Genomic DNA, 13,464 nt, shown 5'->3' on the forward strand with positions numbered 1-13,464 from the left:
TAGTTTAATTAATTAGATTAATAGAAGTGGATTATCTCATAATAGACAACCAGCCTTTTTTAACCGTTCCATCTCCAATGGTTATCACATAAAAATAAGTACCTGTTGGCAGCATATCTCCTCTATTAACAACTCCGGATACATTTGCAGTACCGTTCCAATCATTTTCATAGTTTGCTTTACTATATACTAATGCTCCATATCTGTTAAACACTTTCAGTTCATTGTTTGGATAAGACTCAATACAGTCAATTCTAAACAAATCATTTTTACCGTCATTGTTTGGAGTAAACTCATTGTAAACCGTTAGACAAATTGGCTCTAATGTTACTGAAGCTGAATTGTTTGATGCATCAACATCTAAAGGAGTTGAAGTTTCAACAGTTGCGACACTTGTATAAGTACCACCCGATAACACCTCTGCAACAATTGTTAAGACTACACTCTGACCAGCAGGAAGTGATGGTATTGTCCAAAGCTGTGTTGCTGGATCGTATGTTCCTGAATTTGCAGAAGAACTTACGTACTGTAAACCGCTAGGAAGCAATTCGCTGACAATAGTGTTTATGAAATCTCCTTCACCAACATTGTTTACTGTAATGGTAAATGTTACCTGATCTCCAAAATTCGGAGTTGGATTATCAACCTCATGAGTGATCGTTAAATCTGAGCAGCTTGCTACTGTAACATTTAATGTTTTAATTGTTCTTTCGTCACAATTATTAACATACGCTACAGTTACTGTTCCCGGACCAATATCTGACCAAGAAACGGTTACAGAACCGTCGCTTGTTCCACCGCCAGAAACAATTGTTCCTCCGTTGATTGTCCAAACATAATTAGATTTACCATTTGCAATTGAATAGGTTACACCTTTGAATACACAAGGAGTATCATCTGTAGTTGCTAATTGAACTGCAGCATCATTTTCGAAAGAAATTGTAATTCCTAATCTCGGTCCGTTATCACATCCATTTGTAGTATTTGCTAAAGCAGCAGCATAATAAGTAGTTGCAGTAAGCGGAGTATTATTTGCCAATGGTGTTCCGCCAGTTGCAGACGCATACCAAACTACATTTGCTTCGTTTACCAAAATGCTAGCCAATGTTGGTAAAGCTGATAAACAGAATGTCTGGTTAGTTCTTGTCGTTGTAATAACACTTGGCGAATTTACATTTACGACAACTGCCAATCTTACTGGATTCTCACATCCAACTGCGCTAGAAACTGCACCATAATAAGTGCCTGTTGCAAGAGCTGTTGTTGAAGCTAGAGCTGTTCCTCCTGTAGCTGTAGTGTACCAAACCACATTTGCTTCGTTTACTTGAATATTAGCAACTGTTGGTGAATTTAAGGTACAGAAATTCTGAGTTGCGTTATTTGTAGTTGGCGTCGCAGCTGGATCTACTACTGTAACTGTTACTTGCAAACGAGTTGAACTTTCGCAGCCTGTTGCAGCATCAATTATATTTCCGAAATATACTCCAGAAGTTAATGCTGTTGTTGCTGCAATTGCTGTACCGCCTGTAGCAGCAGTATACCAGGTTACGTTTCCTTCATTTACTTGAATATTAGCAAATGTTGGTGCGTTTGCAGAGCAGAAACTTTGAGCTGCATTATTTGTAGTTGGGTTAACTGTATTACCTACTGTAACCGCTACTTGTAATCTTACACTGCTTTCACAGCCCGTTGCTGGATCTTGAATTGCTCCATAATAAGTTGTCGTTGTTAAAGCAGCTGTCGAAGCTAAAGCTGTTCCTCCTGTTTGAGTTGTATACCAAACCACATTACTTTCATTCACTTGAATATTAGCAACTGTTGGGTTTGTTCCTGAACAGAAGGTCTGTGCAGTTGCAGTTGTTGTTGGAGTCGTTGGATCTGTAACGCTTATTACCACCCCTGCTCTATTTGCGCTTTCACATCCAGTTGCTGGATCACTGATAGCTGCATAATATGTACCGCTAGTTAAAGCTGTAGTAGATGGAATTGCAGTTCCGCCTGTTAAAGCTGTGTACCAAACAATATTAGTTTCATTAAACTGAACACTTGCAAATGTAGGCGCATTAACTGTACAGAAGTTTTGTGTTCCTGCTGTTACTAAAGTTGGTGTTCCTGGATCATTTACAATCACATCGACTGTTAATCTTGAAGCACTTTCGCATCCTGTCACAGCATCAGCTATAGCAGCGTAGTATGTACCAGTTGTTAAAACTGTTGTCGGAGCAATTGCTGTTCCACCAGTTGAAGCTGTATACCATACAATGTTAGTTTCATTTGTCTGAATGCTTGCAAATGTAGGAGCATTAACTGTACAGAAAGTTTGTGTTCCCGCTGTTACTAAAGTTGGTGTTCCAGGGTCATTGACAATTACGTCAACTGTTAATCTTGTAGCGCTTTCACATCCAGTAGCTGTATCTGAAATTGCCGCAAAATATTGGCCTGTAGTAAGTGCTGTAGTAGATGGAATTGCTGTTCCGCCTGTTAAAGCTGTATACCAGACAATATTAGTTTCATTTGTCTGAATGCTTGCAAATGTTGGTGCATCCTCCAAACAGAAGTTTTGTGTTCCTGCTGTTACTAATGTTGGAGTTCCTGGATCACTTACAATAACATCAACTGTTAATCTTGTATTGCTTTCACATCCTGTCGTCGGATCTGAAATTGCTGCAAAATATTGTCCTGTTGTAAGTGCTGTAGTAGATGGAATTGCTGTTCCGCCTGTTAAAGCTGTATACCAAACAATGTTTGCTTCATTTGTCTGAATGCTTGCAAATGTTGGTGCATTAACTGTACAGAAGTTTTGTGTTCCTGCTGTAACTAAAGTTGGAGTTCCCGGATCACTTACAATTACATCAACTGTTAATCTTGAAGCACTTTCGCATCCTGTCACAACATCAGCTATAGCAGCATAATATGTCCCAGTTGTTAAAACTGTTGTTGGCGAAATTACTGTTCCTCCAGTTAAAGCTGTATACCATACAATGTTAGTTTCATTTGTCTGAATGCTAGCAAATGTCGGAGCATTAACCGTACAGAAGTTTTGTGTTCCTGCTGTTACTAAAGTTGGTGTTCCAGGGTCATTGACAATTACGTCAACTGTTAATCTTGTAGCGCTTTCACAGCCTGTTGCTGTATCTGAAATTGCTGCAAAATATTGTCCTGATGTTAAAGCTGTTGTTGATGGAATCGCTGTTCCGCCTGTTAAAGCTGTATACCAAACAATGTTTGCTTCATTTGTTTGAATGCTTGCAAATGTTGGCGCATCTTCCAAACAGAAGTTTTGCGTTCCTGCCGTCACTAATGTTGGAGTTCCTGGATCGTTTACAATAACATCAACTGTTAATCTTGTATTACTTTCGCAACCTGTTGTTGGATCTGAGATTGCTGCAAAGTATTGTCCTGTTGTTAAAGCTGTAGTAGATGGAATTGCTGTTCCTCCTGTTAAAGCTGTATACCATACAATATTAGCTTCATTAAACTGAATACTAGCAAAAGTCGGTGCGTTAACCAAACAGAAGTTTTGTGTTCCTGCTGTAACTAAAGTTGGAGTTCCTGGATCACTTACAATTACATCAACTGTTAATCTTGAAGCGCTTTCGCATCCTGTCACAGCATCAGCTATAGCAGCGTAGTATGTACCAGTTGTTAAAACTGTTGTTGGCGCAATTACTGTTCCTCCAGTTAAAGCTGTATACCATACAATGTTAGTTTCATTTGTCTGAATGCTTGCAAATGTCGGAGCATTAACCGTACAGAAGTTTTGTGTTCCTGCTGTTACTAAAGTTGGTGTTCCAGGGTCATTCACAATTACGTCAACTGTTAATCTTGTAGCGCTTTCACAGCCTGTTGTTGTATCTGAAATTGCTGCAAAATATTGGCCTGATGTTAAAGCTGTTGTTGATGGAATCGCTGTTCCGCCTGTTAAAGCTGTATACCAAACAATGTTTGCTTCATTTGTTTGAATGCTTGCAAATGTTGGCGCATCTTCCAAACAGAAGTTTTGCGTTCCTGCCGTCACTAATGTTGGAGTTCCTGGATCGTTTACAATAACATCAACTGTTAATCTTGTATTACTTTCGCAACCTGTTGTTGGATCTGAGATTGCTGCAAAGTATTGTCCCGTTGTTAAAGCTGTAGTAGATGGAATTGCTGTTCCTCCTGTTAAAGCTGTATACCATACAATGTTAGCTTCATTAAACTGAATACTAGCAAAAGTCGGTGCGTTAACCAAACAGAAGTTTTGTGTTCCTGCTGTAACTAATGTTGGAGTTCCTGGATCGTTTACTGTAACTGTAACTGCCAATCTTACTGAGCTTCCGCAGCTAGTAACTGCATCGGTTGCAGATCCATAATAAATTCCGTTAGCCAATGGCGTCGTTGAAGCAATTATATTTCCTCCTGTAGGAGCATCATACCAAACTACATTGCTTTCGTTTACTTGAATGTTAGCAACTGTTGGTGCAGCAGATAAACAGAAATCTTGAGCCGTATCTGTGGTAGTTGGCGTATTTGGATCGCTAACAATAATTACTGGATCTTGTAATGTTCCTGCTAAATTTTCGCAAGTATTAGTACTTGAAACAGCAACATAATACGTTATCGGACTTACGGCTTTTGTTAAACCTGTAGCGGTTAAAACACCAGCTGCATCAATTGCATAAGTAACTCCTGCTATTACAGCTCCATTTGTAATTGGCTGTGTTTTATTAGCATCTAAATACCAAGTAAATACTGGATTTGTTAATGTAGGTGCCGTTGGAGTTAATGATGCTGGTACACCATCGCAAACCGTAACATCATCTACTAAAATATCATTTACTGTTGAAGGAGGTAAAATCGTGAATGTGATTTGCTTTCTATCTGCTGCTGCAGTTTCGCAAAGCTCATCTGAACTCACTCCAACAAAATATGTATAAGTTCCCGGAGCTAATCCGTTTACTATTAATTGACTTGTTGTTTCGCCTGGAATTAACTGAGCTGTTGTTCCATCAAAACTATACCAATGATAAACAGGATTTGTTAAAACTGGTGTTCCAGTTAAACCTGTTGCTAAAGTTACAGATCCAGAAGCTGAACAAACTGAAGTTGCAGTTCCTCCGTTTAAAGTAATATCTGCTAAAGCATTTACTGGAGCAGAAGCTCGTACTTCAACAGTAACTTCTCCTCTTGCATAATTTTGACAGCCATAACGTACTGGCTGTACATAATATTTATAAATACCTGCTGCTAAATTATCTGGCACTGTAAAAGTAGGTCCAGTGGCAACTGCATTTCCTCCTGTTTCTGCATCGTACCAAATATAAGTTGAACAAGCGATCTCAGGAATTTGGAGCGTAATATCGGTTCCCGGACAGACCGTAATTTTGTTCTGAGGATCAGCTCCAATTACTGTTGTATTAGCCGTTCTTTCTACCGTATGAACTCTTAAGAAATCTAATACTCCAACAACACCTCCTAAACGAATTCTAACTCTATCGTAAATTTCTGTTGGAGAAGATACCAATACCATTGCCAAAGAATTTCCTGGCAATAATTTTATACTTAATAATTGGCTTGTATTTTCAATTGGAGCACCAACTGCTACATTTCCTAAATAACGCTGAACTGAAAATCCTGTAAGCAAATTAACAGTTAAAAGAGTCGCTGGTTTAGAAACTACGATTCTTAATGTATCACTAAGAACAGAAGGTGTTTTAAATTGCACTGTTAAATCTGCAGATGCTAAAGCACTTACTCCGCTATACATCGTTGCAAAAGTAGTCACATCATTATCTGCAACATTCCAAGCGTCACTCACCCCTACAGCTGCAGTTACAGCACCAATTGGCAAGCCTAAATCTGTTGCGCCATAAAAAATATCCTGAATATCTCCTGGCGTACAATTTACTGTTGTAACTGCTTGATTATAATGAGCATCAAATACTTTTACATTTTGTGCTACACTTACCAATGAAGACGATACAACGCGAATACCATCATAATCTTGTGGTCCAGAAGCATCTGAAGGAACAAAAGTAAACTCATAAGAATTATCACCTGAAATTAAGTTCAACAATGAACCAGACACAGGCTGCGCTGAGCCAATAAGAGCTCCATTTCTTGTTCCAATTACTGATAAATTCTGACCAACAGCCAATAAACTATATTCAGAACCTAATTTAACGGTTACAGGAGTACCTTTAGCGATAACAGTAGGCCAAGTTAAATTCTGCCATGTTGTACCAACACCTAAAAGTCCGATACCTGTATTAATTGTTGAGAATGTCTGAGGATTTCCATCAACTGCATTTGCGTCGTCTGAAACACCTCCAGTAATTATAGAACCTTCCGTTTGAGCTGTTGCATAAACTCGTTGTGTTAAATTCTGGCAGCTTGTAAGATCTATCACGTTGATTATCTTAGTCGCTGTAGTAGTACAAGTTCCAATAGTTGCAACTGCTGTATAAGTATAAACTCCTGGAATATTCAACGGACCAGTCGTAAATGGAGGTCCTGCAATTGCAACACCTTGAGAATTAAACCATGTTACAGTTCCTGTAGACGTAGCATCTAATACGACATTAGTTCCAACATTTACAGATTCCTGTGGATTAATCACATCTAAAGTTGGCAATGCATTAATCGATACTGTTACAGACTGTCTAGCTGACGGACAAGTACTTGTTGTATTTTGTGCTTCTATAGAATAAACGCCACTAACAGTAATATTAGCCGCTTGATCTGCTGTAATTACCGCATTTGACGGATTATAAAAAGTGTAAGTAGTATCTCCTGAAGAATCAAAATTGGTGATTGCATTTATTAAATTAGCACTTCCACATGCTTGTAATGGAGTTGTGATAACTGTTAAAGGTGTAACTGAAGGTAAATTAACCGTTACTTGCTTTAAATCTCCGGCCACATTTTCACAAGTACCTCCATTCAAAGCAGAGATATAATAATTATAAGTTCCAGTAGTTAAACCAGAAATAGTAAGTACACCATTAGCATCTTTTGCAAATGTTACGCCACCAATTACACTTCCATCTACAATTTCTCCTGTTCTATTTGAATTTTCATAATATTTAAATGTTACACCCGCTATAGCAGAAGATGGAGTTAAAACAGCGGTTCCCGCACAAGTAGCTTCTACTGGACTTGTAATTGCAATGTCTCCAGCAGTTGGAATTGGTAAAACATTTACTGTCACTGCCTGACGTAAACTGTTAATACAGCCTGCACGAGTTGCTTCTAAATAATATGTGGTAGGAGCTGTTAAAGCAGCTGTAGGAGCTACACTAGCAATGGCTCCCCCAGTTGGAGAATCGTACCATGCAAAAGTTTCTCCTCCAGTTGAAGAAGCTGACAAAGTTGCTGTTTGCCCTGCACAGATTGGTGCTGCAGCTCCAGTAATTGTAGCATTTGGATATCTATAAGCTGCCTGATAAATATATAAATTGCTCAATAAAGTAGCAACGCCTCCTAATCGTACTTCTATACGATCAAACGCTGCTGTCGCAGTAAAACTAGCTTTAAATTTATTTCCAGATAATAACTGAATGTTCAGCAAACCACCATTTATTGCTGTTCTGTCATTATTATAAGTCGCTCCATTATAAGTTGCAAGAGTAACATTGGATAATGCCCCTATATCTAAAAGTCCTCCTGGAACTTCTAAATCAACATCGATAATATCTCCTGCCAAACCTGGATTTGCGAAAATCAATTGCTGTTGTAGGTAAGCCCCCACACCAACCGGTACACTAAGTTGAGAGAAAGTAGTAATATCTCCATCAACCGCATTATTTGGATTAGTAGGTGTACATAAAACACATAGCACACCATCATTCGATGGTATCTGAGAATTAGCTTGTAAACATGTACTCGCACTAGCTATTACAGTAACCGAAACCGCTCCTCTTGTGGTATTAGCGCAATCAGTACCTATATTAGAAGCTTCTACATAATAAGTTTGATTGCTTGATAATATTGGAGTTGTGTATGAGGTAACATTCGTTGCTAAAAGCGTACCTGCTGTTGCTGCACTATACCAATTGTATCGTACACCAGCAACTGGATTTGCAACCGTCAAAGTAGCATTTTGACCAGACTGAATAATTACATTAGAGGATGTAAATGTCGGAGTAGCTGGTATCGGATTTACAATCAGATTTACTTCTTGGCGTGTTGGCGTTACACAGCTTCCTATAGCTGATTCTACAAAATAACTTGTATTAACAGTTAATGTAGGAGTTGTGAAAGAATTACCTGTAAATACTAAATTTCCTCCTGTAGCCGCATCATACCAATTATAATCAGTACCAGCAACTGGAGCATCAACTGTTAAGGTTGTTGACTGTCCGCTACAAATATTGGTAGGAACTGCTGTAATAGTTGGTAAAACAGGGTTATCAATTAAAATATCAACCGGATATCGCACACTGTTTACACATCCATTTCTTGTCACCTCTATATAATAAGTAGTTGGTGCAGTTAAAGCTGGTGTTGTAAATGCAGCTGTAGATGCTAAAGGTGAACCGCCTGTAGCAGCACTATACCAATTAACCGTTTCACCCACAGCAAGAACAGCGGTTAATGTTGTTGTTGTTCCACTGCAAATCGTTTTATTGCCAGTAACATCTGGAATTTTATATCTATAAGTTGCCTGATAAATATCTAAATTAGTTAAAAGACCTGCCACACCGCCTAAACGAACTTCAACACGGTCAAAATTCGCTCCAGCTGTAACAGTTGCTCTATATCTAGTTCCGCTTAATAACTGTAAAGTTATAAGAGGATTATTAATCGCAACTCTATCATTATTATAAGTTGTACCATTATATGTAGCTAAACTAACTACGCTTAATAATTGTACATCTGCCAAACCTCCTGGCAATTCTAAATCAACCTCAACAATATCTCCAGCTTTTCCTGAATTAGTAAATTGCAAAGTTTGTTGTACCGAACCTAATACATTAACAGGAGTAGTAAGTCTTGCTGCTGTAGCAGGATTACCATCTACAGAATTGTTTGGATTTGTAACACTACACAGCAAACAAATACCAACTTGAGAAGTAACCTGACTGCTAGCTTCTAAACATCCGCCTAAAGCTGATGGCTGAACCGTTACCGTAACAGGCACTCTTGTTGCACTAACACAATTTCCGTTCGCGCTTTGCGCTTCAACGTAATAGGTTTTCGTAGCTGTTAATATTGGTGTAGTAAAAGTTGCTGTATTCGTTGCAACGGCTGTTCCACCAGTTGCAGCTTCGTACCAGTTTAATTGCGTGCCAGCTTCAGAAGTCGCATTTAAAGTTGCATTCTGACCCGATTGAATCGTCACACTTTGAGTAAGAACTGTTGGATTAGCAGGAACTGCTGTCGAAACAACACTAATGTTAGCACGAGTCGGGCTAACACAGCTTCCTATAGAAGCTTCCACAGAAAAAGGAGTTGTTCCTAAAGCTACTGTCGGAGAATAGGAAGTTCCTGATGCTACCGCAGTATTTGCACCATTATACCAAGTATATGTTGTTCCAGGAACAGGATTTACCAATGATAATGTAGTCTGTTGCGTTGGCCCAGTAGAACAAACTACAGTCCCTACATTACTATAAGCAGGTGCAACAGGGTTTGAAACATTTAAAACAACAGGCACACGAACATTTCCTTCGCACCCTGCTGCTCTAGTTATTCCTATATAATAGGTTGTATTTGCTGTTAAGGCAGGAGTTGTATATGTATTTCCTGTCGCCAAAGCTGTGGTAGAAAATTCAGAACTATACCACGCAAGCGAAGTCCCTGCAGCTGGTGTTGCTGTAAGAGTTGTTGGAAGTCCAGCACAAACTGTTTGAGATAAACCGCCAGATACCGTTGGTTGAGCAAACTCAAGCCTAATGTCATAAATTCTAACTGTCGCCAAAAGACTTAGCAGACCACCACCAACCTGAATTTGAATTTGGTTGGTATCACCCGTAATAGGAAATTTTGCAACAGCTACAGTATTACCGCTTAACAAATTTAAATTCAAAAGCGGATTGTTTAAAGCCACGCTGGAACCTACATTGACCCCAGAATTTTTAGCTTGAACCGTAGCATTTGACAATAACGTTAAATCAAGTAAACCGTTGCCCGTACCAAAGTATATTGCAACTTGGTCACCGGCTTGAGCCGTTTGATTTAAAGTCATTGTTTCTTCTGCAAAACATCCAGCAATTGCAATACCATTTGTCAAGGTTGCATAAGTGGATAAGCCAGCGCTATCGTAAGCATTGGCAGGACTAGTAACACCTACTCCTAAACACACAAGCCCTCCTCCCGTACTATTTGTCTGAGACACAGGTCTACAAATAGTTTGAGAGAATGCATTAGTGCATATCAGGAATAAAGTTAAAAGTCCTAATAATCTCAATTGAGGGTTGAGATTACAAAAAGTAAATTTTTTTTTCATAATTTGGAAGATTAGAAAATGGACAATAAAACACCTCTCGCAGTAAGTGCAAGCACCTACGCAATTAAACAATCAATTAAAAATCAAACAGTTAAAACATAAGCTAGCAACTTATAAATAAGCTGGCAAACTCTGTTTTCTTAAAAAAATTATGTTGAATTCGGTATACCGAAACATACCGGAGAACAAACCTTATCTCCTAGAGACAAAATGAGTTCCGCTTTTTTTGAGGAAAAACGATTGTGATCAGTTTTCCTAGAGGAGTGATTTGCTGCAGGTCTAATTTTCATAAATGAAAATTTTTAGTTGAAAGTAGAACTGGGGATTCTTTTATATAGGTTGATTCATTTTTTAAAGAAAGTTGATTAGTCTTCCTAAAATAATCATGCTGATAAGGCTGATTCTGAATCTATTTATATTCAATAAAATTATTGCTCCTTATAATCGACTCGCCAAATGGGGTAACTATAAGACAGCAAACTAAAATGCGGATCTTTTGAAATAAAATTAGATATCTTAAAACGATTAAAATTATCGTTCAGATAAAAGAAGTCTAATAGGTTAAAAAATAGAGCTAAAATAAAATGTACAATTAAAGTAATTTTGATAAAGAAAGTAATTGTCAATTCCATACGCAGACTTATTAAGTTATTGTATAATTTTTCAATTTTCAATCTTAACAACATGGCGAATATTTCTTAACCAATATGTTTTTGAAAACCAAAAGAAAAACTTTGTTTAACTTTTGTTATCTAAAATTAAGAAATACAAAAACATAAAACAAGCCTAAAATTCTTATAATTTATTCTTAAAACTTCATTTAGCAAATTAACAGTACACTAAAACATCAGAAAAAACGGTACTTTTAACATAATTATCTTGCTAATTTTAAATTAAACAAAATATTAAACAAAATATGTTAAATCGATTGAAATAAAGTATAATCTTACATTTTAAATAAAATAGTCTGCAAAATTATCCGTAATATAGACCAAAAGCACTTGTTTTTTTCCTATAAAATTTAAAATCTTAAAAGTTTGACGAATTTTTAAAAAACAAGTAGAAATACGTGGTCAAAATTTCAATAAAGATTAAACGAAAGTTAAAAAAAAAAAAAAAAAGCGGGCAATTATTTAACTAATTGCCCGCTTTCATTAAAACATTATAATTTATTCTAAGATTCTAAAATTTGATTAATTTGACTAAATAATTGTCCATCACTTAAAAAAGCGCCCTGTTTAATCAATTCAAAAATTGAAGAATTTCGTTCATCAGTAAATACTTTCTTCCCTACTTTCATTTCTATATTTTCTGTGAACATATTATCACTAAGCCACTGAAGCCCTTCTTTGGTTAAAAAATCAACTTCTGGAGAAAACGATTTTAAAACAATCGACTGAATGTAAGTATCAAAACAATGAAATAAAAATATATGATTTTTAGAAAAATGCTCCAGATACTCTGCTCTAGTTAATACGCCTTCCCAAATTAAATCTGAAAAAACATCCAATTCCTGTTCTGCAACTTCCGGTTTATTAACCTTTAGTTCTTCCCACTCTTTTCTATCTATTGCTTGTGTAGCCAAAAAACTTGCAAATTCAGCATGCAATTCGTCAAACTGTTCTTTTGTTAATCTTGCGTATTTCATCTTTTTATGCTTTACGCTTTAAGTTATAAGCCATACGCTTTAACCCAAAGACTAATTGTTTTCATTATAAAAAAAAATCCCGATTTGCATCGGGATTTTTATATCGTTTTTAAAACTATTACTTTTCAGCAACAATTTCGTATGGCAAGTCAACGATTACATCTCTGTGTAAACGAATTGTAGCATTGTATTTACCAGTACGTTTTACAACACCGCTAGTGATGAATTTTCTATCGATAGCATTACCAGATTTCTCTAAAGCTTCAGCGATATCGATGTTAGTGATAGAACCAAAAAGTTTCTCTCCACCAGCTTTTGCAGTAAGTTTAATTTCAAGAGCTTTTAAAGTTTCAGCTAATGCTTTAGCATCAGCAACAACTTTAGCTTCTTTGTGTGCTCTTTGTTTTAGGTTTTCAGCTAAAACTTTTTTAGCAGAAGGAGTTGCTAAAGTAGCAAAACCTTGAGGAATTAAAAAGTTACGACCGTAACCAGGTTTTACAGATACTACATCATCTTTAAATCCTAAGTTCTGTACGTCTTGTTTTAAAATAATTTCCATGTTGTTGTCCTTTATATTTCAGAAGTTAGGTTCCATTTAACCGGAAACCAACAACTATTTTTTTAATATACTATTTTAATAAATCGGCCACGTATGGCATTAAAGCTAAGTGACGAGCTCTTTTTACAGCTACAGAAACTTTTCTTTGGTATTTTAATGAAGTTCCAGTTAAACGACGAGGAAGAATTTTTCCTTGCTCGTTAACGAATTTCAATAAGAAATCAGCATCTTTATAATCGATGTATTTGATTCCTGATTTTTTGAAACGGCAATACTTTTTAGTTTTGTTAGTTTCAATGTTTAAAGGCGTTAAATATCTGATATCTCCGTCTTTTTTTCCTTTTGCAGATTGCTCGATTGTAGACATAATAATTACGCTTTAGTAGATTTTAATTTAGCTCTTCTTCTTTCCGCCCATGAAATAGCATGTTTGTCTAAACTTACAGTTAAGAAACGCATAACTCTTTCGTCACGTCTGAATTCAGTTTCAAAAGCTACAAGAACTTCTCCAGCTACTTTGAATTCGAATAAATGGTAAAAACCACTTTTTTTGTTTTGGATTTCGTAAGCCATTTTTTTAAGACCCCAATCCTCTTTCGATACCATTTCAGCTCCTCTACTAGTAAGAAATTCTTCAAATTTCGTTACTGTTTCCTTCACCTGAACCTCAGATAAAACGGGATTTAAAATGAAAACAGTTTCATAATGATTCATAAATAATAAATTTTATTTGTTAAAATTGGGTGCAAAAGTAAGCATTTAATTTACATCCACAACATTTTTTTCCTTTTATTCGTCATAATACAAAAAAATATACCTCAACCTTAG

The 13,464-nt window shown here is 36.7% G+C and carries 5 protein-coding genes; all 5 read right to left on the reverse strand.

Going from position 1 to position 13,464, the window contains the following annotated elements:
• Positions 1-31: 31 nt before the first annotated feature.
• Positions 32-10,429: an Ig-like domain-containing protein gene (locus AC3E9W_RS20280; RefSeq protein WP_488769788.1), complete on the reverse strand. Its 10,398-nt coding sequence runs from the start codon at positions 10,427-10,429 to the stop codon at positions 32-34.
• 1,174 nt (positions 10,430-11,603) lie between these two features.
• Positions 11,604-12,077 carry a DUF6495 family protein gene (locus AC3E9W_RS20285; protein WP_488769789.1) on the reverse strand — a complete coding sequence of 158 codons (474 nt, stop codon included), beginning with the start codon at positions 12,075-12,077 and terminating at the stop codon, positions 11,604-11,606.
• 118 nt (positions 12,078-12,195) lie between these two features.
• The gene (gene rplI / locus AC3E9W_RS20290; RefSeq protein WP_306157689.1) at positions 12,196-12,636 is read right to left on the reverse strand and encodes a 50S ribosomal protein L9; all 441 of its coding nucleotides are present in this window, start codon (positions 12,634-12,636) and stop codon (positions 12,196-12,198) included.
• Between the two features lie 70 nt (positions 12,637-12,706).
• A complete protein-coding gene (rpsR, locus tag AC3E9W_RS20295) occupies positions 12,707-13,003 on the reverse strand; it encodes a 30S ribosomal protein S18 (protein WP_002987043.1) in 297 nt (98 codons plus the stop codon).
• 5 nt (positions 13,004-13,008) lie between these two features.
• Entirely contained in the window at positions 13,009-13,350 is a 342-nt protein-coding gene (gene rpsF / locus AC3E9W_RS20300) for a 30S ribosomal protein S6 (RefSeq protein ID WP_026729424.1), read from the reverse strand.
• Positions 13,351-13,464: the final 114 nt, after the last annotated feature.

The sequence above is a fragment of the Flavobacterium sp. 38 genome, from assembly GCF_057799715.1.

What these genes read in the sequence shown, in the direction of transcription:
- AC3E9W_RS20280 (WP_488769788.1), bottom strand. Translation starts at nt 10,429, where the DNA reads ATGAAAAAAAAATTTACTTTTTGTAATCTCAACCCTCAATTGAGATTA.
- AC3E9W_RS20285 (WP_488769789.1), bottom strand. Translation starts at nt 12,077, where the DNA reads ATGAAATACGCAAGATTAACAAAAGAACAGTTTGACGAATTGCATGCT.
- rplI (WP_306157689.1), bottom strand. Translation starts at nt 12,636, where the DNA reads ATGGAAATTATTTTAAAACAAGACGTACAGAACTTAGGATTTAAAGAT.
- rpsR (WP_002987043.1), bottom strand. Translation starts at nt 13,003, where the DNA reads ATGTCTACAATCGAGCAATCTGCAAAAGGAAAAAAAGACGGAGATATC.
- rpsF (WP_026729424.1), bottom strand. Translation starts at nt 13,350, where the DNA reads ATGAATCATTATGAAACTGTTTTCATTTTAAATCCCGTTTTATCTGAG.